The sequence below is a fragment of the Ralstonia edaphi genome (assembly GCF_958350185.1).
Lineage (GTDB): Bacteria > Pseudomonadota > Gammaproteobacteria > Burkholderiales > Burkholderiaceae > Ralstonia > Ralstonia edaphi.
Map to the genome: position 1 here is coordinate 526,837 of NZ_CATWHI010000005.1, position 22,118 is coordinate 548,954.

Genomic DNA, 22,118 nt, shown 5'->3' on the forward strand with positions numbered 1-22,118 from the left:
GCACACATGAAAAACCCGGCTTCGGCCGGGTTTTTTGCGTTTGATGCGCTGCGCTTACTTGCGGCTGCCGTCGGCGTTGTAGCCCTGGGCGGTGCCTTCGGCCAGGATGCGTGTCCAGACCACGTTGCGCTCTTCGTCCGTCATGAACACCCAGTTGCTGACTTCCAGCTGGGTGCGTCCGCAGCCTTGGCAGACCTCGTCGAAGAGCGTCGAGCAGATGCCGATGCAGGGGCTGTCGGGGCGGCCCAGCAGGGTGCTGTCGGAAGCACTGGTTGCGTCGTCGGGCATGGGGCTGAGGGCGGTCGATTCGGTCATGGCCGGCATTTTACCGGCTTCTGCCGTGGGGTCAGCTCCGGGCGCCGTCCCCCGTGCGCTGGTTGACATGATCGGCGGCGGCTGACAGCGTCAGCGCTGAATTCACCAGCGCGATATGCGAAAACGCCTGCGGGAAATTGCCCACCAGCCGTTGTACGCGCGGGTCGTATTCTTCGGCCAGCAGGCCCACGTCGTTGCGCAGCGCCAGCAGCTTGGTGAACAGCGCGCGCGCTTCGTCATGGCGGCCCTGCATGACGAGGTTGTCGACATACCAGAAGCTGCAGGCCAGGAATACGCCTTCGCCCTCGGGCAGGCCGTCGGTCACGGCTTCGGTGCGGTAGCGGCGCACGAGGCCATCGACGAGCAGGTCTTCTTCGATGGCCTTGACCGTGCCCTGGATGCGCGGGTCGGATGCCGGCAGAAAGCCGACGAGCGGCAGCATCAGCAGCGCGGCGTCCAGTTCTTCGCTGCCGTAGCTCTGCACGAAGCAGCCGCGGGCGGCGTTGTAGCCGTGGGCGCAGACCTCCGCGTGGATGCGATCGCGCACGGCGCGCCAGCGTTCTACGGGGCCGTCGACATTGAATTGCTCGATGGTTTTGACGGCGCGGTCGAAGGCCACCCACGCCATCACCTTGGAATGCGTGAAATGGCGCGAGGGGCCGCGGACTTCCCAGATGCCTTCGTCGGGCGTTTGCCAGATGCTTTCCAGATGCGTCATCAGCGCGACCTGCAGGCGCCACGAGGCATCGTCGCCATCCAGGCCGCCTTTGCGGGCGATGAAGAGAGCGTCCATCAGTTCGCCGTATACGTCGAGCTGGAGCTGCAGCGCAGCCGCATTGCCCACGCGCACCGGTTGCGAGCCTTCGTAGCCAGGCAGCCACGGGACGGTCCATTCGCCCAGGCGGCGTTCGCCGGCAATGCCGTACATGATCTGCACCTGTGCCGGGCTGCCGGCGATGGCGCGTTCGAGCCATTCGCGCCAGCTGCGCGCCTCGTCGTAGAAGCCCGCGTTCATGAGCGCGAGCAGCGTGAGGGTGGCGTCGCGCAGCCAGCAATAGCGGTAATCCCAGTTGCGCACGCCGCCAAGCTGTTCGGGCAGCGACGTGGTGGGCGCGGCCACGACGCCGCCGGTGCGGTGATACGTCAGCGCCTTGAGCGTGATGAGCGAGCGTTCCACCGCTTTGCTCCATTCGCCCGCGCCGTGACAGCGGCCGGCCCACGCGCGCCAGCGTGCCTCGATGTCGACCTGCGCTTCGAGCGCGTCGATCGATGCCGGTAACGGCAGGTGCGACGGCGAATGCGTGAGCACAAAGGGCACCGCTTCACCTTCGCTCACCGTGAAATCCGCCACCGTGGAGAGGTTCTCGCCGCGGATCGGCGCCGGTGTGCGAAGTGTCGTCATGTTGGGCCCGGCCACGGCCCGCAGCACGCAATCGGGCATGTCGCACGGACCGTCGGCCGGGGCGCCTGTGATTTCCGACACCCGGCTGACCCACGGGACCGACGCGCCGTAATCGAACCGCAGCGTCAGATCCATGCGCATGTCGACCGTGCCGGAGAGACCGCGCACGATGCGGATGAGGTCGGAGGTGTCGTCCCGGGCGCCGAGCGTGCCGGGCAGCCGGGCGGTCATCAGGTCGGTCACGCTGGCCGTGCCGGTGTCGGTTTCGAAGACGGTTTCAAGCACCAGCGTGCCGGGCAGGTAGCGGCGCCGCACAGCGCGCGCGTTCGCCTGCGGTGCGATGCGCCATCGGCCATGGTCTGGCGTGCCGAGCAGCGCGGCAAAACAGGCGCCTGAATCGAACCGCGGCCAGCATAGCCAATCGATGGAACCGTCGAGCGAAACCAGTGCCGCGGTTTCGCAATCGCCAATCAACGCGTAATCTTCGATTTTCGAGGGCATTGCACTCCACTCCAAGCACTTCAACGAGGCCGAGACCATGCACGAAAGCACCCGCATCCTGCTTGAATACAACGCCGGGCGTGATCCGGAAAGGCTCACCCGAAAGCTGGATGCCATCGCTGCCGACCCGTTTTCGTTCTTTCGCGGCACCAACAACCTGTATGCGGCTTCGCTGGCCGATGCGCCGCTGCTGCACGACGCCCCGCGCACGCTGGTCTGCGGCGACCTCCACCTTGAAAACTTCGGCAGCTTCAAGGGCGACAACGGCCTGGTCTACTTCGACATGAACGACTTTGACGAAGCCCTCGCGGCGCCGTTCACCGTCGATCTCGTGCGCGTGCTGTCGAGCCTGCAGGTTGCCTCATACAGCTGGAAGCTGGCCGACGAAGATGCCAATAACCTCTGCCGCCGCTTTCTCGATACGTATGCCGCAGCGTTGGTTGACGGCAAGCCGCGCTGGGTTGAACGGTCTACCGCAACCGGCATCGTGCGCGACCTGCTGCGTGGGCTGCGCAAGCGCAATCGCGCCGCCTACCTCGCGCAACGCACCGAGCGCGATGGCAACCACATTCACCTGCGCATCGACGGCCGACGCACGTTGCGGGCTAGCAAGGAAGAGGCCCGCCGCGCGCGCCGCATCCTGCAGGCCTATGGCGAGCAGGGCAATGGCCAGCGTTTCATTGCCATCGACGTCGCGCGGCGCATTGCCGGCACAGGCAGTCTGGGCCTTGAGCGCTATTCAGTGCTCGCTCGCCCGGAAAACGACCCCACCACGCTGCGCCTGATCGACATCAAGCTCTCCATCCCAAGTGTCTGGGACGATGTGCTGGGCGACGCCTGTAGCGTTGCGCCTTGGCGCAGCGAGGCCGGGCGCGTGGTCGACATCCAGCGCCTGTCGCAGGCCATTTCGCCCGCACTGCTGCGCGGCGTCGTCTACGGAGCCAAGGGCGAGAAGCCGAAGTCGTACGTCGTCAAAAGCCTGCAACCGACCGCGGACCGTGTTGCGCTGGGCGCCGGCAAGAACGTCGTCGCCAATCTGGACGACGCGCTGCAGACCATGGCCCGCGTGGCGGCGTGGTGCCACCTGCGCGGCTGCGGACGGCACGGGACCGATCTGGTGGATAAGGTGCAGGACTATGCAGCGGGCACCGCGTGGCGCAAATCAGCGCTGAAGCTGGCAGCGCAGGGCCGCAAGGTGTCGCTGCAGCAATGGCGCGAGTTTGCTGAAGATTATCGTCAGGCGCGCGGTGGCAAGTCCGCTTAAGTGCGCGGTGTAAGTCCGCAATGGTGCGCCGTTGACGTCAGCTCCGTGCGTACTATTTGAAATCCCTCTGAGATCGCAATGAAAAAACTCGACAACCCCTCACATGATCGCGAGGTGGGCGTCGCCGACGCGACGCAAGACACGACGCGCATCGACGACACCCGCATCGGCGCGGTGCGTCCGCTCATTTCACCGGCGCTGCTGCTGGACGAGCTGCCCGTGCCTGCCGATACGCAGACGCTCGTCGAAGACACTCGCCGGGCCATCAGCAACATCCTGCACGGTCGCGACGATCGGCTGCTGCTCATCGTCGGCCCGTGCTCGATCCACGATCACGACCAGGCGCTCGATTACGCGCGCCGCCTCAAGGCTGCGGCTGATGCACTGAAGGACGACTTGCTGATCGTGATGCGCGTCTACTTTGAGAAGCCGCGCACGACGGTCGGCTGGAAGGGTTACATCAACGACCCGCGTCTGGACGGAAGCTTCCGCATCAATGAAGGGCTGCGCGCTGCGCGGCAACTCCTGCTCGACGTCAACGCGCTTGGTTTGCCCGCCGGGACGGAGTTTCTCGACCTGCTGAGCCCCCAATACATTGCCGACCTCATCGCGTGGGGCGCGATCGGCGCGCGCACGACGGAAAGCCAGAGCCATCGACAGCTTGCGTCGGGCCTGAGCTGCCCGATCGGCTTCAAGAACGGCACCGACGGCGGCGTGCAGGTCGCGTCAGACGCGATCATCGCAGCGCGCGCCAGCCATGCGTTCATGGGGATGACCAAGATGGGCATGGCCGCGATCTTCGAGACGCGCGGCAACGACGACGCGCACGTGATCCTGCGCGGCGGCAAGAACGGGCCAAACTACGACAGCGAGCACATCGAGGCGGCCTGCGCTGCGCTGCGCGCGGCAAAGTTGCGCGAACAGGTGATGGTCGACTGCTCGCACGCGAATTCGAACAAGTCGCATGAACGGCAGATCGACGTCGCGCAGGATCTCGCGCGGCAGCTGGCGCAGGGGGAGCACCGGATCGTCGGCGTGATGGTCGAAAGCAATCTCGAAGCCGGCCGCCAAGATCTGAAACCGGGTGTGCCGCTCCGCTACGGCGTGTCGATCACCGACGCATGCCTGAGCTGGACGCAGACCGAGCCGGTGCTCGACATACTCGCCGAGGCGGTGCGGCATCGGCGCGCGTATTCGTACGACGGGTGAGATAAGGGCGGCGGATTCTGCTTTTGCCGCCTTGTACCGATCGCCGACTTTCGTCGGCGTTTCTTTTGTCAATTCAATGACTACCAGCCGGATGCGCACTCGCATGCGGCTTGGTCCGGTCTTGCGTGCAGGCATCCCGCCCGCATGGTTCACGCCCTGACGCTGTCGCGTCGGCGGGTCTCTTCCCAAATCACACTGTGTATTCGGCTTGGCGCGTTGTGTGCCTGCGTTGAGCTGCATTTAAGACTGCTCTTACATACCTGGCATCGACCAGCATCCAGAATTTCGACCAGGCATTGCATTGCAATAGCTGGCGAAGTCAATTGGCAGCGTGCTGTTCACCGTACGGCCAGCGCTTCCGGGGCCTCTCCAAATTAAACGGAGATACGCCTAGGAATTAGGGTTGATTTGAATATGGATAACGCGATGCGTGAAATAAATCTGCCCGACCGCTGCGGTCACTATTTCTGGAACGACTCAATGATGACAAATCGACCGAGTGCGCAAGCCATGCGCAGGATTGGGTGCACAGTATTGGCAGCCCTGATTTTGCCTGTGGCAAAGCCGGCTTTGGCTGATGATGGCCGCGATATCAACGCTTTTCCTGCCCCGATTACACTACCGAAAAATACTCCGACTGATAGGGTTGTGGCGAGGGCATATAGGACGCCTCAACAGATATGTGGTAAAGCCACCTGCACGTTAATCAGATTGGATATCTACAGTCTCCGCGGCAACCAGTGGAACTGGTTCGTAGAAGGGCCACGCGCTGGCACAGAACTTAAAGGCTTGGATGTGCAGGTCCTTGTCAATGGAGAACCTCAGCGGAAATTTTCGGGGGGTACGTTAGTGGAGTTGTCCTCCCCCCTCGAAATTCAGTTACTGAGAAACAAATATGAAATGGCTAATTCAGTGGCCGCCAGCAACCAAATGCAGTTCGGGCTTTTCTCAGCAGGTCCAGGAGACTCGATCGCAAGGTACATCCATCTCAACACGAGCGTGACGTGGATCGAAGAGAGCTGCTCGGTGCCAAGTCAGACGGTAGTGCTGCCATCCACACGGGCAGGGAGTTTAACCGGCATCGGGACGACAGCCGGCGAGCGCAGCTTCCAGATCCAGATCAACAACTGCCCAAAGGGATACAGCAAGATTCTCTACAGGCTCACGCCGGAGGGCGGCACCATTGAGAATGCACCGGGTGTATTGCCGCTTTCCGCTGATTCCACCGCAAAGGGCGTGAAGATCAAGGTGACCGACAATGCGGGTGCGGCGGCTGCATTCGATACGTCGACCGCCGTCGATGATTACAACAAGGACACGGGCGGCTCTTTCTCGATCCCGATGCGGGTGTCGTATGTTCAGACCGAAGCCAACATCACGCCCGGCACCGTGAATGGCGCCATGTCGGTGCTGATGGAGTATCAGTGACACGCCACGCATGTGCTTTAGTGACGCCTTCATCACTGCACTCTCAAGTTCCAGCGCTGCGCGGCCGATAGTGCCTGGGTAGCCGGCCGCCCGGCGCGATGGTCGCGCCTGCGGGAAGAGCCGTGCACGCCACTCTCGCCGCGCCCATGTCCGCTCGTCTGACCATCCGCACCCGCCTGGTGCTTTCGGTTTCCATTCTGTTTCTGCTTGCCTTGCTGATTGGCGTGGCGGGCCTGCTTGGCCTGCGCGATGCCAATCGCGCGCATGAACAGACCTTTACCAATCAGTTTCCGTCCGCACTGGCGCTGGGCGAATCCGATCTGAGCCTCACGCGCGCCCGCACCGCGCTCGATAAGGCGATGCTGTATCCGGAAGACAAGGGGGCGATGAAGCTGCTGGACCGCACCGAAGAGTTGATTGCGGAATCGGATGCAGCCTGGAAGAAATACCTGGCACTGCCGCGTGACGACGAAGAGGAGCGCCTGGCCAAGGACGTCGCCACCAAGCGTGAAGCGGCTGCCGGCAGCTTGCGCGACATCATCAAGGCGCTGCGCGCCGGGGATCGCGCAACGGCAGACAAGATCATGGAAAAGGGCGTCTCCAAGGCCTTCCGCGATTCCAACGATTCGAGCCTGGCGCTGAGCAAGAAGCAACTGGCGTTCTCCAAGGCCAACTACGACGCATCGCGCGACGCTTATGCGCGCTTCCAGCTGATCGTGATTGCCGCCATCGTCCTCGCGCTGGTGGTGGCGCTGTGGTGCGCGTGGTCGCTGCTGCGCGCGATCGTGGGGCCGCTGAACGCCGCGCTGGCGCAGTTCGATCGCATTGCCGCCGGTGACCTGACCGAACGCGTGCGCATCGATCGTCATGACGAAATGGGCCGCCTGCTCGAAGGTCTGGCCCGTATGCAGACTGCACTGACCGACACCGTGCGACGTGTGCGCACCGGCTCCGAGTCGATCGGCGCGGCCACCAAGCAGATTGCCGCCGGCAATGCCGACCTGTCACAACGTACGGAAGAGCAGGCCAGCTCGCTGGAAGAAACGGCTTCCAGCATGGAAGAAATGACGTCTATCGTTCGCCAGAACGCCGACAACGCGCGCCAGGCGAGCCAACTGGCCGATAGCGCCTCGGAAGTCGCCAGCCAGGGCGGTGCCGTGGTGACGGACGTGGTGGCGACCATGCGCGAGATCAGCGCGTCGTCGCGCACGGTGTCCGAAATCATTGGCGTGATCGACGGCATTGCGTTCCAGACCAACATCCTTGCACTGAACGCCGCCGTGGAAGCGGCGCGCGCTGGCGAACAAGGCCGCGGCTTTGCCGTGGTGGCGGGTGAGGTGCGCAACCTCGCACAGCGCAGCGCCGCCGCTGCCAAGGAAATCAAGGAAATGATCGAAGCGTCGCTGTCGAAGGTCGAGACCGGCAGCGCGCTGGCCGAACGCGCCGGCAGCACGATGGAAGACATCGTGTCGTCCATCCGCCGCGTGACCGACATCATGGGCGAAATCGCAGCAGCCTCGAACGAGCAAAGCTCGGGCATCGAGCAGGTCAACAAGGCCGTGACGCTCATGGACGAAGCCACGCAGCAGAACGCTGCGCTGGTCGAGCAGGCCGCAGCGGCGGCTGAATCGCTGGAAGAACAGGCCGAAGCGCTGAACGCCGCCATCGCAGCATTCCGCCTCGCCTGAGATTAGTTTCGCCACCGTTGTCGTACGGGCATGGCAATGGCTTGCCTTGAATGCCGTTTTGGTTGATATAACCGACAGGTCTATTCAAGGAGTCGCCTCATGCCGTTCATCATTGCCGCGTTCGCGCTGGTGGGTCTGCTGATCTACGGCGCAGTCCGGCTGTATGCGCTGGTTGCGGCCGCTTACGGCGCCGTGGCGGGTGGCGCGGCCGTGCTGTTGGCTCTGGCGGTGCTGGCCGTCGCGGTCGTCACCCTCGTCCGGCGCTACCGCGCCGTGCATGGCGTGAACGTGAAAGGCGAGCGGATTGTGTCGCTCAGCGGAAGCTGGGGACAGGTCGCGGTCGATGCCGAACAAAAGCGCGGGACGCTGCAGTTGCACGGGCAGGGCGCCCGTTTTCTCTTTGCCGATATTGCCGGCGCCGATGCGGTCGAACGCGAAGGCGCCTGGACGCTGGTGCTGCGCTTGAAGCACCAGGCGCAGTCCGACTGGCCGATCCCGATGCGTAATCGGCAGGAAGCGAAACGCTGGGCGAAGATCTTCGCGCTGGCCGCCAGCCAGGAGCTTTGACCCGCCCGTCGATGGCGCTTATTCCGTCGTACTCGGGTTCCAGAACGCCTGCGCCACGTGCGGCTGCGATTGCAGCGACGTGACGATGCGGTCCAGCTCGGCCGCGTTCACAGCCGTCGACATCAGCATCGCTTCAATTTCCACGTGGTCGTCGCCAAACGGTTCGACCGAGAGATCGCTGATCGGGTAGCTGGCTTCTTCCAGCAGGCGTTCCAGGTCGGCCAGTGCTTCTTTCTGGCGCTCGCTGGTGGAGATGACGCACATCGTGTACGTGACTTCGCTGGCCTGGTTGTCGAGTGGCGTGCGGTTGATGCGATCGACCACCGGTCGCAGCAGGATGTTCGATGCCAGCACGAAGAGCGTAATGAGAATGGCTTGGCCCACCAGGTCGGAGCCTGCAGCCGCGCCCACCGCCGCAGAGCCCCACAGCGTGGCGGCGGTGTTCAGCCCGCGCACGTTCAGCCCTTCCTTCATGATCGTGCCGGCACCCAGAAAGCCGACGCCCGACACCACATAGGCGATCACGCGTGTGGTGTCCGATGCGGTGCCGATCTGCGCGGCCATATCGACGAATGCCGATGCCGCGACCGCCACCAACGCGTTGGTACGCAGCCCCGCAGTCCGCTGTCTGACCTGCCGCTCGAAGCCGATCAGCGACCCGAGCGCAAAGGCCGAGGCAAGGCTGATGAACGAATCCACCAGCGTGGCGACATTGAGATGGACGAGGGCTTGCAGCGTCATCGGCGGCTCCTTGTTGTGGTGACCGGAGTCTTGGTAAAGGGCGCCGAGGGTTATAGCACGGCGCCATGACACGCCGTGCAGGCCGGGGAGGCCGGACGGCTACTTATAGTCCCACTGCATCTGCTCGGGAATCGGCACGGCGTCCGACGTCTCGAGGCAGCGGTCGAGGTAAGCCAGCAGGGAGCGCGGCTGGAAGCCGGTCTCCTGCACCAGCCGCGTGTTGTCGAACACGTAGCTCATGCTGGCGAACTTGGCATACAGGTGGATGCAGCGCGCGACCAGTCGCACGTTGCCATCGCCCGTCAGGCTCAGGAATTTACGCGCCAATGCTTTCTCGGCGATTTTTTCCTGATACACGTAGCCGGCCAGGGCCTGGGCGTCTTCTTCCGGCGTCTTGCAACGCTTGAAGCGCGGGTACAGCGTTTCGATGCGCTCGGAGTTCGCATCGCCGGCGCTGATGTGATACAGGTCGTGCGCAAGCGTCGGCTTGGTCGACAGCTGCACGATGGCTTCGGCGCAGTCGTCCACGGGCAGGATGTCGACGCGGTCGGACAGGCGGCAACTGAACGTTTCGAGCATTGCCACCATGCGGAGCATCCAGAAAATGCTGCCCGAGGGCTCGCACCCGAGCGTGCTGTGGCCCACGACGATGGACGGCCGCACCACCACCAGCGGCAGCTCCGGCACGGCTTCACGCAGCTTCAGTTCGGCCATGCCCTTGGAATACGTGTACGGCACGGCGTGCTGCTCCAGCGGCGGGACATCCCAACTTTCACTGACGTGGCGATCCGCCAGCTGGCCGCACGACATGGCCGTGCCGATCTGCAGGAAGCGCTTCAGGCGCTTGCTTTGCGCCGCCAGCCGGCCCAGCGCCAGCACGCCTTCCACATTGGTTTCCCACAGCGACGGGTGGTTCGAGAACGTTGCCAGCGCCGCGCAGTTGATGATGATTTCCGGATCGCCCAGCTTGGCCGTGCCGGCCTCGCGCAGGTCGAACGGCACGATTTGCGATTCGGTAATGCTGTCCAGCGTGCCCGGTGCGAATTCAAAACGCCGCAGGTTGCTGCGCAGCCGCGCCAACCCCTCCGAAGGCGTGTCGCCGCGCACGGCAAAGCGCGTGTCGGCCAGCAAACCTTTGGCTGCCAGATTGGCGGCAATGGCGCCGCCCACGAAACCGGTGGCACCGGTCAGCAAAATACTCATGCGAGAAAACTTGAATTTCCTAGGTGGCAAAACGGGCGACCGTCCCGCTTGCAAACAACACGACCGCCGCCGCACCGCTCAGGTGTAAGGGGCAGGCAGGTCATGCAAATGAAGCCGCGCACACGAAACAAGGCTCGTGGGCCGCAGGGTTCGCGCGATGCGATGCGGCCAAAACCCGCGCACAATCAGCGATTTATAAGAATGTAACCTTTCAGCCGCCTTTCGGCATCCCATTCGATCAGAGGGTTGACTCAGGTTTGCGGCACCGCGCAGCTCGAAGCGGCGTTCGCGGCGATCTCGCGCGCCGCCTTGGCGCCTTCCACCTGCAGGATGGTCGGCAGCGACACGCCGTTCTTGGCGGCCGTCACCTCGGCCAGGATCGAGATGGCGATTTCCGGCGGCGTCCGGCTGCCGATGTAAATGCCGACGGGCCCATGCAGGCGCGCCAGCTCGGCGTCGCTCAGGTCGAATTCCTTCAGGCGCTCGCGGCGGTTGGCGTTGTTGCGGCGGCTGCCGAGCGCGCCGACGTAAAACGCTGGCGTCTTGAGCGCCTCCATGAGCGCGAGGTCGTCGAGCTTCGGGTCGTGCGTCAGGGCGATGACGGCACAGCGCTCGTCGAGCTTCATGGCCATGACAGTATCGTCGGGCATGGTGCGGACCATGGCCACGCCCGGGATCGACCATTCCTCGCTGTATTCCTCGCGCGGGTCGCAGACGGTGACCTGGTAGTCGAGCCCCACGGCGATCTGGCACAGGTAGCGCGAGAGCTGTCCCGCACCGATGACCAGCATCCGGTAGCGCGGCCCGTGAATCGTCACGAGGCGCGTTTCGTCAAACTGCAGGCCGTCGGTGACGGTGGCGTGCTGCAGCGTTGAGGCGCCGGTCGCCATGTCGAGCGTGCGCGCGACGAGCTGGCCGGCTTCCACGGCGCGCAGCAGCGCGTCGATGCCGCTGGACGCGTTCAGCGGTTCGAGCACGAGCTGCAGCGTGCCGCCGCAGGGCAGCCCAAAGCGGTGCGCTTCTTCAGCGCTGATGCCGTATTTGACGGCTTCGGGCTTCGTGTAATGCAGGCCTTCGCGGCGCACGCGGTCGATGAGGTCGTCTTCAATGCAGCCGCCCGACACCGAGCCGATGACGACGCCGTCATCGCGCAGCGCGAGCATCGCGCCTTCGGGCCGCGGCGACGAGCCCCACGTTTTGACCACGGTGACGAGCAGCACGCGGCGCCCTTGTTCCAGCCAGCGCACGCTGGTTTTCAAGACTTCGAGATCGACGCTGTCCATGATGCGTTGGCTGCGCTTTCGCGCGCTTGAGTGATGCGTTGCGGGGATTGGACCGATTATGCCCCGTGGTGCAAAAACAGGTAGGCGGCCGCCACGGCCACCACCGCCACGATGATCCACGGCCATGGATTGCGCGGCTGCAGCGCGGGGCTGACGTTGGGTGCGTGGCCGGGCGGCGCACCGTGGGCCTGCAGCTGGGCGGCGGCCAAATCGGGAATCGCCTGTGTGGCCGGCATGCCGTCGATGCCCGCCGTCTCTGCGGGGCCGAATTCTGCCGCAAAGCGCTGGAAGAACTCGTCGGCCAGTTTGCGGGCGGCGCCGTCGACGAGCCGCGAGCCAATCTGCGCAAGCTTGCCGCCCACCTGCGCGGTCGCGGTGTAAGAGAGCCTCGTCACCGTGGGGCCTTCGGGCGTGAGCTGCACCTGCGCGCTGCCCTTGCCGAAGCCGGCCGCGCCGCCCTGGCCGTCGAAATGCAGCGTGTAGCTGCGCGGGGGCGCCACGTCGGCCAGTTCCATGCGTCCTTTGAAGCGCGCCTTGACGGGCCCGACAGCGGCGGTCATGGCGATGTCGTAGGCGGGGTTGGCGCTGCCCTCGGCGGCGGTGATGCTCTCGCAGCCGGGAATGCAGCGCTGCAGCACGGCCGGGTCGTTCAGCGCATCCCAGGCGGTCTGCAGGGGCACGGGCAGGAGATGGGTCTGGGTCAGTTCCATGGGGCGGTCGATTGAGCGGGGGTGGGGGGACGCGGCGGACGCGTGCGGCGGGCATGCGCCAGTTCGTGCTCCAGCGCAGCCAGACTGTCGAAATGGTGCGCCGGCACCATCACGTCGACATGCGGCAGGATGGCCCGCACGCCACGTGCCCGCGGCTCAAAGCCGGCAAAGCGCAGCAGCGGGTTGAGCCAGACGATGCGGTGGGCGAAGCGCGCCAGGCGAGCCATCTCGGCGTCGAGTACGTCGATGTGCTCGTGGTCGAGCCCATCCGTCACGAGCAGGACGGTGGCACGGCCGGACAGCGTGCGGCGCGCCCATTGGCGATTGAACTCCGCCAGCGCCGCGCCGATGCGCGTGCCGCCCGACCAGTCGGGCACCAGCTCGGCGATGGCCTGCACGGCGACATCCGGATCGCGCTCGCGCAGTTGCCGCGACACGTTCGTCAACCGCGTGCCGAACAGGAAAGCCTGGATGCGCTCGCGCGACTGCACCAGCGCGTGGCAGTAATACAGCACGGCGCGCGAATAGCGGCTCATCGATCCGGAAATGTCGAGCAGCAGCACCAGCGGCGGCGTGCGGTCGACGGGCTGGCGGTATTTCCAGCCGGTCCACTCGCCGCCGGCGCGCACAGCCTGGCGAGCGGTGGCGCGCAGGTCCGGATGGCGCCCGCGCGAGGCGGCCTTCAGCCGGCGCGTCCGCTCCTGGGCGAGATGCACGCGCCGACGGCGGATCATGTGTTGCAGCGTGCGCCATTCGGCAGCGTTGAGCGTGTCGAAGTCACGCGTGCGCAAGGCCTCGTTGGCAGAAAACGCCAGCGGCGCCACGATGTCATGGCGCTCCCCGTCGGGCGTGGGGCCCGGGGGCAGATTCGTCGATGGCTGCGCGCGCAAGGCATCGGCCAGTCGGTTGCTGCGCGCCGCCGGAATACCGCCACGCACTTTGGGCAGCAGCAGGGCGCGCAGCTTGCCTTCCCAATCCGGATCCCGCCAGAACACGTTGAAGGCCGCGTCGAACAGCGTGCGCTCGTCGGGATGCGAGACGAGCAGGGCAGACAGCGCAGCCTTGACGTCGTCGCGGCGGCCGATGTCGATATGGCTCAGGGCTTCGATGGCGTCCACCGCACGTGAGGGCGCAAGCGGCATGCCGGCATTGCGCAGCAGCCGCACGAAATGCGTGACGTTGCGCGCGAGCATGGGCAACTGCGTCGGCACGGTCGCTTGCATGCGCTACTCCGGCAGCGCGGGCGCGGCCAGCAGTTGCTCGATGGTCGGCCTATCCACGCGGGCCAGGTCGTCCTGGTACTTGAGCAGCACGCCCAGCGTGTCCTGCACGGACTGCGGATCCAGCTCTGTCACGTTCAACGCCGCCAATGCGCGGCACCAGTCGATGGCCTCGGCAATGCCCGGCGCCTTGAACAGGTCGATGCCGCGCAGGCGGTGCACGAAATCGACGGCGCGCTGTTGCAGGCGGGCGGCGGTTTCGGGGGCGCGCTGCGCGACGATCTGCAGCTCCCGCGCCTTGTCGGGATAGCCGATCCATTGATACAGGCAGCGCCGCTTGAGCGCGTCGTGCACCTCGCGCGTGCGATTGGACGTCATGATGACCAGCGGAATCACCTGCGCGCGCACCGTGCCGAATTCGGGAATCGACACCTGGAAGTCGGACAGCAGTTCCAGCAGAAACGCCTCGAACGGTTCGTCGGCGCGGTCGATCTCGTCGATCAACAGAACGCGCGGTGTGTCGGGATGCAGTGGGTCGGGCAGCAGCGCCTGCAGCAGCGGACGCTTGAGGAGGAATTCGTCGCGGTACAGCGTGTCGGCGCGGGGCTTCTCACCGGCGGCCTCGGCCAGGCGCAGCGCCATGATCTGGCGCGGGTAGTCCCATTCATAGAGCGCGCTGGCGGTGTCGAGCCCCTCGTAGCACTGCAGCCGCAGCAGCGACGTGCCGAGCAGCCCCGCCGCCGCCTTCGCCAGCTCCGTCTTGCCGACGCCGGGCTCGCCCTCCAGAAACAGCGGCCGCTGCATGCGCAGCGCGAGGAACAAGGCCGTGGCCAGCTCACGGCCGGCGAAATAGCCCTGACCTTGCAGTTGCGCGATGCAGTCGTCGATGGAATCGACCGGCATGCCGTTCCTTGGGCGGTGCGCTCAATGATGATGCGCCAACGCCTGCTCAACCGCGCGCGCCGTCAAGACGGGAATGAGGTGCGCCCGATATTCCGGCGAGGCATGCAGATCGCCCACCAAGTCGTCGGCCGGCACCACCACCTTGCGCGCCGCTTCGGATGTAAAGCTGGCCGCCAGCGCTTGCTCCAGCGGCGTGCAACGGAACACGCACGGCGCCGCGCCCGTCACCGCCACGCGCACGTTGTTGCCCTTGCGGCTGATGAATACGCCCACCAGTGCAAAGCGCGACGCGGGGTTGCGGAATTTCACGTAGGCCGCCTGGTCCGGCACGGGAAACTGCACCTCGGTGATGAGTTCATCTGCAGCCAGCGCGGTCTCATACATGCCAAGGAAGAAATCGTCCGCCGCGATGTTGCGCCGCTCGGTGACGACGGTGGCGTTCAGCCCGAGCACGGCCGCCGGGTAGCACGCGGCTGGGTCGTTGTTGGCGAGGGACCCGCCGAGCGTGCCCATGGCGCGCACCTGCTTGTCGCCGATGCCGCCGGCCAGTTCGCCCAGCGCGGGCAGCATGCGGGCGATCTCGGCGCTGTCGGCCACATCGGCATGGCGCGTGGCCGCGCCGACCGTAATCACGCCCGGCTGTGTGCGAATGCCCGACATGCCCGGAATGCGCGTGACATCCACCAGCGTTGACGGCTGCGCCAACCGCAGCTTCATCGCCGCCAGCAGGCTCTGGCCGCCGCCGAGGTATTTGGCGTCGGTGTGCGTCTTCAGCGCGGTGACGGCGGTCTGGGCGTCGGTGGCTTTCTGGTACTCGAAGTCGTACATGGTTCGCTCCTCTGCCTAGGCCTTGGCCGCTTGAATGGTCTGCCAGACGCGGTGCGGCGTCGCAGGCATCTGGATGTCCTTCACGCCCAGCGGCGCAAGCGCGTCGACGATGGCGTTGATGAGCGCTGGCGGCGAGCCGATCGCGCCCGCTTCACCGCAGCCTTTGACGCCGAGCGGGTTGTGCGTGCACGGCGTGCCCTTGGCGGTCTCCACCGTGAAGCTGGGCAGGTCGTTGGCGCGCGGCATGGCGTAGTCCATGTACGAGCCGGTCAGCAGCTGGCCGTTTTCGTCGTACACGCACGCTTCGAGCAGCGCCTGGCCGATCCCCTGGCCAAGCCCGCCGTGCACCTGGCCCTCGACGATCATCGGATTGATGATGTTGCCGAAGTCATCCACCGCAACGAAACGGTCGATGTGCACCTCGCCGGTGTCGGGGTCGACTTCCACCTCGCAGATGTACGCGCCGGCCGGGTAGGTGAAGTTGGTCGGATCGTAGAAGGCGTTTTCGTCCAGCCCGGGTTCGAGCTTGTCGAGCGGATAGTTGTGCGGCACGTACGCCGTGAGCGCGACTTCGCCAAACGTCTTGGTGCGGTCGGTGCCTGCCACGCGGAAGACGCCATCCTTGAACTCGATGTCTTCCGTCGATGCCTCCAGCAGATGCGCGGCGATCTTCTTGGCCTTGGCCTCGATCTTGTCGAGCGCCTTCATGATGGCCGAACCACCCACGGCAATCGAGCGCGAGCCGTACGTGCCCATGCCGAACGGGATGCGGCCGGTGTCGCCGTGCACGATCTCGATGTTGTCGATGGGCACGCCCAGGCGGTCGGCCACCACTTGCGCGAACGTCGTCTCGTGGCCCTGGCCGTGGCTGTGCGAGCCGGTGAAGACGGTGACGGAGCCGGTCGGGTGCACGCGAATTTCGCCGGCTTCAAACAGGCCGGCCCGCGCGCCCAGTGCGCCCGCGATGTTCGACGGCGCGAGCCCGCACGCTTCGATGTAGCAGGAATAGCCCATGCCACGCAGCCGGCCCTTGGCGCGGGAGGCATCGCGTCGGGCGGCAAAGCCTTTTACGTCGGCCAGCTCAATGGCGCGGTCCAGGCACGGTTCGTAGTCGCCCGTGTCATACGTCAGGCCCACCGGCGTGGCATACGGGAACGTGCGGATGAAGTTGCGGCGGCGCAGCTCAGCCGGATCGATCTGCAATTCGCGCGCGGCGGTTTCAACGAGCCGTTCGACCACATACGTTGCTTCCGGCCGCCCGGCGCCACGATACGCATCGACGGGCGCGGTGTTCGTGAAGACCGCTTTCACCTCGGCATAGATGGCCGGCGTCTTGTACTGGCCGGCAAGCAACGTCGCATACAGGATGGTCGGCACGCTGCTGGCAAACGTCGACAGATACGCGCCCATGTTGGCCGTCGTATGCACGCGCATGGCGAGGAAATTGCCCTGCGCATCGAGCGCCAGTTCGGCATGCGTGACGTGGTCGCGGCCATGCGCATCGGTCAGGAAGGATTCGGAGCGCTCGGCCGTCCACTTGATCGGTCGCCCCACCTTTTTCGACGCCCAGGTCAGCGCCACGTCTTCCGGGTACAGGAAGATCTTCGAGCCGAACCCGCCGCCCACATCCGGCGCAATCACGCGCACCTTGGCTTCCGTCAGCCCCAGCACGAATGCCGACATCAGCAGGCGTTCGACGTGCGGGTTCTGGTTGGCGACGTAGAGCGTGTAGCTGTCGTCCTGACGCGAATAGCTGGCGTTGACGGCGCGCGGCTCGATCGCGTTCGGGATCAGCCGGTTGTTGACGATGTCGAGCTGCGTCACGTGCGCGGCCTTGGCAAATGCCGCGTCGGTGGCCGCCTTGTCGCCGTGGCCCCAGGTGTAGCAGGTGTTGTTCGGCACGTCGTCGTGGACGGCGGTGCCGGCGGTATCCGCGGTGGCGGTGTCCACCACGGCGGGCAGTTCGTCGTATTCGACGTCGATCATCTCGACGGCGTCCTTGGCAATCTTCACCGATTCAGCCACCACCAGCGCGACCTGGTCGCCCACGTGGCGCACCTTGCCTTGCGCGAGCACAGGGTGGGGCGGCTCCTTCATCGGCGTGCCGTCAATGCTGTGGATGAGCCAGCCGCACGGCAGGCCGTTCACCTTGTCGGCGGCCAAATCGTCGCCCGTGAGCACGGCCAGCACGCCCGGATGATGGCGTGCCGCCTCCGCATTGATGTGCTTGATGCGGGCATGCGCATACGGCGAGCGCAGGAACACCGCGTAGGACTGGTGCGCCTGGACAACGTCGTCCGTGTACTGCCCGGCGCCCGTCAGGAAGCGGAAGTCTTCCTTGCGCTTGACGGCCGCGCCGATCAGGTGATTGTTGGGTTCTGCGGGAGCGTTCATGGTGGTCTCCTCGCTGGGGTCAGGCGGCGTGGGCGCGCGCCGCGGCCAGGCTCTGCAGCGAGGCATCGTCGCCTTCGGCTGCGGCCATGGCTTCGGCACCATGCATGACGGCGCGCACGATGTTGTGATAACCCGTGCAGCGGCACAGGTTGCCGTCGAGCTGCTCGCGCACCGTGTGTTCATCGGGATGCGGATGCTGCGCAACCAGCGCCGTCGCCGCCATCACCATGCCGGGCGTGCAGAAGCCGCATTGCAGGCCGTGGCATTGACGAAAGGCTTCCTGCATCGGGTGCAGCGCACCATCTTTCGACAGGCCTTCGATGGTCGTCACCTCGGCGCCGTCGGCCTGCACGGCCAGGATGTTGCAGGACTTCACCGCGCGCCCGTTCATGTGCACCGTGCACGCGCCGCATTGCGCGGTATCGCAGCCGACGTGCGTGCCGGTCAGGCGAAGTTGCTCGCGCAGCAATTGGACCAGCAGGGTATGGGGTTCGACACTGACGGTGACAGGCGCACCGTTGACCGACAGCTTGAGGCTGATCGCCATGGGAGTCTCCTTGGGGGATGGGCGCCGGGTGCCATGCTGTGCGTCTTCCTGGCTGTGAAGACGTGCGCGTGGTCTCGATATCGGTGGTCGCGGCTTTACTCAGTAAAGCACAGGCTAAACAGAAGACAACCGCAGCGCGGTGGGCCGGTCGGAGGAGAAAGGGCGATGCTGCGGCATGCAAACAAACCAGACAAAGGCCGCAGAAATGACAAAGGGCCGGAATCCGGCCCTCGATTGGCACCAGGCGGTCATGACCTGGCGGGTGTGGCGGCGGGTGTGATGACACACGGCCGGCGCACGATGCTACTGAAACTGCGATTGCTACATACAGCTAGCTTGGGCACACGCCCATCAACAATAGCGCGGCGGGTTAGGCCTTGGCGGTACGGTGCGTGCCGAACAGGTTCGCGATTGCCGAGAAGAACTGGGCGAACGAGAACGATTGGCCGCTCGGGCGGCGATAGTAGTAGATACCTTCGGACATTTCGCGCTCGATCAGTTCGCGTTCGAGTTGATCGGTCAGCTTCAGGTCGTTCGTGTTTTGCATGATTGGCCTCTTAGGGAAATCCCGGTTAGGGAATACCCTGACTATACACCAGATGATGCAATGCACCATACGTAGGCTTACGTATGCACCCCTTTTGCGCCGTCTCCCGTTGCTCCGCCACCACGCTTGCGTTGCGCCGCACCAATGTGGTGCGGACATCGCTTATTTGACTGGAATGGGCTGGCTGGCCGGGATCGGCACCGCCGTCACGCTGTTCTTCGGGCTGCCCGAAATGACCTTGTCCGAATACGTCAGATAGACCAGCACATTGCGCTTGCGGTCGACCGTGCGCACCACATGCAGCGTCTTGAAGACGAGCGACAAGCGCTGCGTGAACATGTCGTCCTGCTGGGGCAGCGGCTTGGCGAAGCTGATCTCGCCGACCTGCCGGCAGGCCACCGCGGCCTCGCTCACGTCTTCGGCCACGCCCAGCGAGCCCTTGATGCCGCCGGTGCGCGCCCGCGAGACATAGCAGGTCACGCCTTGAACAAGCGGATCGTCAAAGGCTTCGATGACGATCTTGTCTGAGCCGGTGATGCGGAAATTGGTGCTGACGCTGCCGATGTCCTCGGCGCGGGAGCATCCGACAGTGCTCAGAGCGAGCGCGGCAATCAAGAGGGGAAGTTTGGTGAACGGGCGCATGGCTTTGCGTAGGTAAAAGAAGGTTTGTCAGTCAGAGCAGCGATTCGGGCGGCCAGGATGCGGCGGCCTCGTCTACGAAGGTTGGGCGCATGTCGGCGTGTTGGCGGGAATGCTCTATGCGGCGGTGCAGGGCATCCATGAAGACCTTGACCTTGGCGGGCATCAGGCGGCGGCCCGGAAAGACGGCATACACGCGCATCGGCGGAGATTGGAAATCAGTCAGGACTTCCCGCAGCGCGCCCGATGCAATCAGGTCCGTTGCAAAGACGGAGGTGATGCGAGCGACACCCAGGCCTGCAATGGCGGCCTGCATGCGCAATTCGCTATTGGAGGTGCGCATGCGGAAGTCGAGCGGCAGGTTGATCGTTTCGCCGCCGGGCGTGCGGAACTGCCATTCGGCTTCGTTGGAGGTGCCGAGGCAGGGCCAGTCGGCGAGCTGGTCCGGGTGAGTGAGCGGCCCGAGGCGCTCGAGCAGTTGTGGGGCGACGACGACCGCGCGGCGCAGATCGAAGACGCGCTGGGCGACCAGGCCGGAATCAGGCAGCGGCCCGCGCGGCACGGTCAGCATGATGTCGTAGCCCTGGGCGAGCGGATCGACCTGACGCGGCGCAACGTCCACTTCGATGCGCAGGCTGGTGTGCTCGCGCATGACTTCCAGCACCACCTCGGCGAGCTGCCGGGCGGCAAATTCGTAGGGCATGGCAATGCGCAATGTGCCGGCGGGCGACTGGAACGTCGCTGCGGCGTCTTCCGAAACTTCGCGCAGCCGCTGGAACAATGGGCCGGCGTCGCGCAGCAGGGCTTCGCCGGCGTCGGTCAGGCGCAGGCGGCGCGTGCTGCGCTCGAAAAGGCGTACGCCCATCTTGCCCTCCAGGCGCGACACCGCCGTGCTGACCGACGACTTGGGCAACCCCAGCCGATCGGCCGCGCGCGTGAAGCTGCCGAGCGTGGCCACGGTGCAAAAAGTGTCCCAGTCGTTCCAGTCCGTCGTTCGCATAATTGAACAATGAATTTGTTGGCAGGCGATTTCCGCCGGTTTCGCGGCAAATTACCATCCCTGCATGAACACGCCAAGCACAGACCACACGGTTTCTCCACCGCCTGCACCACGCAAACCGGCTGCCGAGTCGACCGTCGGCAGCCGGATGGAACTGCGCATGGTGGGCATGGTGATCGGCCTGGCGACGGGCGTGGACTACATGTCCAACCTGATGTTTTCGATTGCCGGCCCGCATATCGAAGGTGGGGTGCTGGCGTCGCAGGATGTGTATCTCTGGGCCGTGACGGCGTATGCGGCCGCGGCCAGCCTGGCGATTCTGGTGATGGGCCGGCTGGCCGATCACATGACGTATCGCAGGCACACGCTGCTGTCGCTGCTGGTGTTCATTGCCGGCACGCTGATGTGCGCCGCGGCCGAGGGCGGCACGATGCTGATTGTCGGGCGGGCGGTGCAGGGGTTTGGCGGCGGCCCGATGCTGTCGACATCGCGCATCTTCGTGCAGCACAGCCCCGCGCACGAACGCCGCACGATGATGAAGGGCATGATCTACGGCATCTTCGGGCTGAGTTGCGTGTCGCCGATGCTGTCGGCAGCGCTCACCGAACAATTCGGCTGGCGCGCCATCTTCGTCGCGCAGTTGCTGGTGGCGGTGGTGGTGTGCGGGCTTGTGGCGGCGTTCTATCCGCATCCGAAGATGCACGAGCGCAAGGGGGATTTCGCCTCGCTCGACTGGCCCTCGGCCATCGCATTCGGGCTGGCGGCGCTGATCGCGCTGCACGGCTTTCAGCAGGCCCGCTTCATCCACCCCGACGGTTCTCCCGCGCAGGTGGTGCCGATCATTGCGGTGGTGGCGCTCATCCTCTGGGTTGGGATTCGGCAGACGGGCCATCCGCTGCCCTGGGTGGACTTGCGGGCCACGCTGCAGCGGCGCTTCCTGATGGGCATGGTGTTCTACGCCATCTATTACATGTTTGCGAGCGCCTGGGGCTTTCTTTCGTCGAGCCTGCTGCAGAACGGATTGGGTTTCCGCTATGAGACCACCGCGCAGCTGATGAGCCTGGGCGGCTTGGTTACGGTGGTGCTGGGCATCCTGAACTTTCAGTTGACCAATGTGCTGCCGACCAAGCGCGTGCTGATTTCCATCGGTTTTGTGCTGATGGCGACGGCGCTGCTGTGGATGTCGCATGTGGCCATGCCGGGCGCGTCGGTGGCGGCGGTGGCGCCGGGGTTCATGATCGAAGGCATGGTCGGGATGTTCGTGGTGATCCAGGTGGCGGGGCTGACTTACGTGGATCTGCCGGCCAAGGATTTCGGCCATGCCTATCAGTTCAAGGGAATCATGCGGGCCTGGGCGCAGGCGTTTGGGACGATGGGCGCGACGTTGTTGCTGCAGCGCGGGCAGGCGCAGCACCGCACCGACCTGGTCGGGCATGTGAGTGCGCTGACGCCCGCCTGGCAGTGGCCGCATCCGTTGCAGGGTTCTGAGTTGATTCGGATTTCGGCGGAGATTGATCGGCAGGCGACGTTATTGGCGGTGGGGGATTTGTTTGCCTGGGGCGCGGTGGTGGCGTTGGGGTGTGCGGGGGGGATTTGGTTGCAGCGGTCGTTGCGGTGAGGGTGCTGTGGGTCGGGTGTTTCGTCCCCTGGCGGGACGACTTACTTTCTTTGTCTTGCCAAAGAAAGGTAAGCAAAGAAAGGCGCGCCCGATGCGGCGACTTCCTCCTTG

At 65.0% G+C, this 22,118-nt stretch carries 20 protein-coding genes; 6 read left to right on the plus strand and 14 right to left on the minus strand.

What is annotated here, in order from left to right; genetic code table 11:
* Window positions 1–54 precede the first annotated feature (54 nt).
* Complete coding sequence (locus R2669_RS19990; RefSeq protein ID WP_316901814.1) at window positions 55–315, minus strand: DUF1289 domain-containing protein; 261 nt, start codon at window positions 313–315, stop codon at window positions 55–57.
* Between the two features lie 31 nt (window positions 316–346).
* Window positions 347–2,218 (minus strand): glycoside hydrolase family 15 protein, encoded by a 1,872-nt coding sequence (locus tag R2669_RS19995; RefSeq protein WP_316901815.1) that lies wholly within the window; start codon window positions 2,216–2,218, stop codon window positions 347–349.
* A 37-nt stretch (window positions 2,219–2,255) separates the two neighbouring features.
* Between R2669_RS19995 and R2669_RS20000 the strand changes: the two genes are divergently transcribed.
* From R2669_RS20000 to R2669_RS20020, 5 genes are all read left to right on the plus strand, one after another.
* Window positions 2,256–3,482 carry a DUF2252 domain-containing protein gene (locus tag R2669_RS20000; protein WP_316901816.1) on the plus strand — a complete coding sequence of 409 codons (1,227 nt, stop codon included), beginning with the start codon at window positions 2,256–2,258 and terminating at the stop codon, window positions 3,480–3,482.
* 78 nt (window positions 3,483–3,560) lie between these two features.
* Window positions 3,561–4,691, plus strand: coding sequence for a 3-deoxy-7-phosphoheptulonate synthase (locus R2669_RS20005; RefSeq protein ID WP_316901817.1), 1,131 nt, complete (start codon window positions 3,561–3,563; stop codon window positions 4,689–4,691).
* 414 nt (window positions 4,692–5,105) lie between these two features.
* On the plus strand, window positions 5,106–6,119 hold the full coding sequence (locus R2669_RS20010; protein ID WP_316901854.1) for a fimbrial protein: 1,014 nt from the start codon (window positions 5,106–5,108) through the stop codon (window positions 6,117–6,119).
* A gap of 146 nt (window positions 6,120–6,265) precedes the next feature.
* Complete coding sequence (locus tag R2669_RS20015) at window positions 6,266–7,807, plus strand: methyl-accepting chemotaxis protein (RefSeq protein WP_316901818.1); 1,542 nt, start codon at window positions 6,266–6,268, stop codon at window positions 7,805–7,807.
* Window positions 7,808–7,906: 99 nt separating this feature from the next.
* Window positions 7,907–8,374, plus strand: coding sequence for a hypothetical protein (locus tag R2669_RS20020; protein ID WP_316901819.1), 468 nt, complete (start codon window positions 7,907–7,909; stop codon window positions 8,372–8,374).
* An 18-nt stretch (window positions 8,375–8,392) separates the two neighbouring features.
* Here the strand turns inward: R2669_RS20020 and R2669_RS20025 are convergent, their stop codons facing one another.
* The 12 genes from R2669_RS20025 to R2669_RS20080 all read right to left on the minus strand — a co-directional run bounded on the left by R2669_RS20025 (window position 8,393) and on the right by R2669_RS20080 (window position 20,389).
* Window positions 8,393–9,115 (minus strand): MgtC/SapB family protein, encoded by a 723-nt coding sequence (locus tag R2669_RS20025; protein ID WP_081785425.1) that lies wholly within the window; start codon window positions 9,113–9,115, stop codon window positions 8,393–8,395.
* 99 nt (window positions 9,116–9,214) lie between these two features.
* Window positions 9,215–10,318 (minus strand): SDR family oxidoreductase, encoded by a 1,104-nt coding sequence (locus R2669_RS20030; RefSeq protein ID WP_316901820.1) that lies wholly within the window; start codon window positions 10,316–10,318, stop codon window positions 9,215–9,217.
* A gap of 251 nt (window positions 10,319–10,569) precedes the next feature.
* Window positions 10,570–11,601 carry an XdhC family protein gene (locus R2669_RS20035; protein ID WP_316876104.1) on the minus strand — a complete coding sequence of 344 codons (1,032 nt, stop codon included), beginning with the start codon at window positions 11,599–11,601 and terminating at the stop codon, window positions 10,570–10,572.
* Window positions 11,602–11,657: 56 nt separating this feature from the next.
* Window positions 11,658–12,311 carry an SRPBCC family protein gene (locus R2669_RS20040; RefSeq protein ID WP_316887799.1) on the minus strand — a complete coding sequence of 218 codons (654 nt, stop codon included), beginning with the start codon at window positions 12,309–12,311 and terminating at the stop codon, window positions 11,658–11,660.
* Complete coding sequence (locus R2669_RS20045; protein ID WP_316901821.1) at window positions 12,302–13,534, minus strand: vWA domain-containing protein; 1,233 nt, start codon at window positions 13,532–13,534, stop codon at window positions 12,302–12,304. Before R2669_RS20045 ends, R2669_RS20040 begins: the two co-directional genes overlap by 10 nt.
* A 3-nt stretch (window positions 13,535–13,537) precedes the next feature.
* Window positions 13,538–14,434: an AAA family ATPase gene (locus R2669_RS20050; RefSeq protein WP_147218262.1), complete on the minus strand. Its 897-nt coding sequence runs from the start codon at window positions 14,432–14,434 to the stop codon at window positions 13,538–13,540.
* A 21-nt stretch (window positions 14,435–14,455) separates the two neighbouring features.
* The gene (locus R2669_RS20055; protein WP_316901822.1) at window positions 14,456–15,262 is read right to left on the minus strand and encodes an FAD binding domain-containing protein; all 807 of its coding nucleotides are present in this window, start codon (window positions 15,260–15,262) and stop codon (window positions 14,456–14,458) included.
* Between the two features lie 15 nt (window positions 15,263–15,277).
* Window positions 15,278–17,656: a xanthine dehydrogenase family protein molybdopterin-binding subunit gene (locus R2669_RS20060; protein ID WP_316901823.1), complete on the minus strand. Its 2,379-nt coding sequence runs from the start codon at window positions 17,654–17,656 to the stop codon at window positions 15,278–15,280.
* A gap of 19 nt (window positions 17,657–17,675) precedes the next feature.
* Window positions 17,676–18,203 carry a (2Fe-2S)-binding protein gene (locus R2669_RS20065; protein WP_316876098.1) on the minus strand — a complete coding sequence of 176 codons (528 nt, stop codon included), beginning with the start codon at window positions 18,201–18,203 and terminating at the stop codon, window positions 17,676–17,678.
* A 370-nt stretch (window positions 18,204–18,573) separates the two neighbouring features.
* On the minus strand, window positions 18,574–18,750 hold the full coding sequence (locus R2669_RS20070) for a hypothetical protein (protein ID WP_009238172.1): 177 nt from the start codon (window positions 18,748–18,750) through the stop codon (window positions 18,574–18,576).
* Window positions 18,751–18,912: 162 nt separating this feature from the next.
* Window positions 18,913–19,392: a CreA family protein gene (locus R2669_RS20075; RefSeq protein WP_147218256.1), complete on the minus strand. Its 480-nt coding sequence runs from the start codon at window positions 19,390–19,392 to the stop codon at window positions 18,913–18,915.
* A 31-nt stretch (window positions 19,393–19,423) separates the two neighbouring features.
* Window positions 19,424–20,389: a LysR family transcriptional regulator gene (locus tag R2669_RS20080; protein WP_316901824.1), complete on the minus strand. Its 966-nt coding sequence runs from the start codon at window positions 20,387–20,389 to the stop codon at window positions 19,424–19,426.
* Window positions 20,390–20,453: 64 nt separating this feature from the next.
* Here R2669_RS20080 and R2669_RS20085 point away from each other — a divergent pair, with 64 nt between their 5' ends.
* Entirely contained in the window at window positions 20,454–22,007 is a 1,554-nt protein-coding gene (locus tag R2669_RS20085) for an MFS transporter (RefSeq protein WP_316901825.1), read from the plus strand.
* Window positions 22,008–22,118: the final 111 nt, after the last annotated feature.

Excerpts from the sequence above, each read along its gene's own strand:
- R2669_RS20055 (WP_316901822.1), bottom strand. The coding sequence starts at position 15,262 with ATGTACGACTTCGAGTACCAGAAAGCCACCGACGCCCAGACCGCCGTC.
- R2669_RS20075 (WP_147218256.1), bottom strand. The coding sequence starts at position 19,392 with ATGCGCCCGTTCACCAAACTTCCCCTCTTGATTGCCGCGCTCGCTCTG.
- R2669_RS20005 (WP_316901817.1), top strand. The coding sequence starts at position 3,561 with ATGAAAAAACTCGACAACCCCTCACATGATCGCGAGGTGGGCGTCGCC.
- R2669_RS20060 (WP_316901823.1), bottom strand. The coding sequence starts at position 17,656 with ATGAACGCTCCCGCAGAACCCAACAATCACCTGATCGGCGCGGCCGTC.
- R2669_RS20050 (WP_147218262.1), bottom strand. The coding sequence starts at position 14,434 with ATGCCGGTCGATTCCATCGACGACTGCATCGCGCAACTGCAAGGTCAG.
- R2669_RS20045 (WP_316901821.1), bottom strand. The coding sequence starts at position 13,534 with ATGCAAGCGACCGTGCCGACGCAGTTGCCCATGCTCGCGCGCAACGTC.
- R2669_RS20085 (WP_316901825.1), top strand. The coding sequence starts at position 20,454 with ATGAACACGCCAAGCACAGACCACACGGTTTCTCCACCGCCTGCACCA.
- R2669_RS20020 (WP_316901819.1), top strand. The coding sequence starts at position 7,907 with ATGCCGTTCATCATTGCCGCGTTCGCGCTGGTGGGTCTGCTGATCTAC.
- R2669_RS19995 (WP_316901815.1), bottom strand. The coding sequence starts at position 2,218 with ATGCCCTCGAAAATCGAAGATTACGCGTTGATTGGCGATTGCGAAACC.
- R2669_RS20070 (WP_009238172.1), bottom strand. The coding sequence starts at position 18,750 with ATGCAAAACACGAACGACCTGAAGCTGACCGATCAACTCGAACGCGAA.
- R2669_RS20065 (WP_316876098.1), bottom strand. The coding sequence starts at position 18,203 with ATGGCGATCAGCCTCAAGCTGTCGGTCAACGGTGCGCCTGTCACCGTC.
- R2669_RS20015 (WP_316901818.1), top strand. The coding sequence starts at position 6,266 with ATGTCCGCTCGTCTGACCATCCGCACCCGCCTGGTGCTTTCGGTTTCC.
- R2669_RS19990 (WP_316901814.1), bottom strand. The coding sequence starts at position 315 with ATGACCGAATCGACCGCCCTCAGCCCCATGCCCGACGACGCAACCAGT.
- R2669_RS20025 (WP_081785425.1), bottom strand. The coding sequence starts at position 9,115 with ATGACGCTGCAAGCCCTCGTCCATCTCAATGTCGCCACGCTGGTGGAT.
- R2669_RS20000 (WP_316901816.1), top strand. The coding sequence starts at position 2,256 with ATGCACGAAAGCACCCGCATCCTGCTTGAATACAACGCCGGGCGTGAT.
- R2669_RS20030 (WP_316901820.1), bottom strand. The coding sequence starts at position 10,318 with ATGAGTATTTTGCTGACCGGTGCCACCGGTTTCGTGGGCGGCGCCATT.
- R2669_RS20010 (WP_316901854.1), top strand. The coding sequence starts at position 5,106 with ATGGATAACGCGATGCGTGAAATAAATCTGCCCGACCGCTGCGGTCAC.
- R2669_RS20040 (WP_316887799.1), bottom strand. The coding sequence starts at position 12,311 with ATGGAACTGACCCAGACCCATCTCCTGCCCGTGCCCCTGCAGACCGCC.
- R2669_RS20035 (WP_316876104.1), bottom strand. The coding sequence starts at position 11,601 with ATGGACAGCGTCGATCTCGAAGTCTTGAAAACCAGCGTGCGCTGGCTG.
- R2669_RS20080 (WP_316901824.1), bottom strand. The coding sequence starts at position 20,389 with ATGCGAACGACGGACTGGAACGACTGGGACACTTTTTGCACCGTGGCC.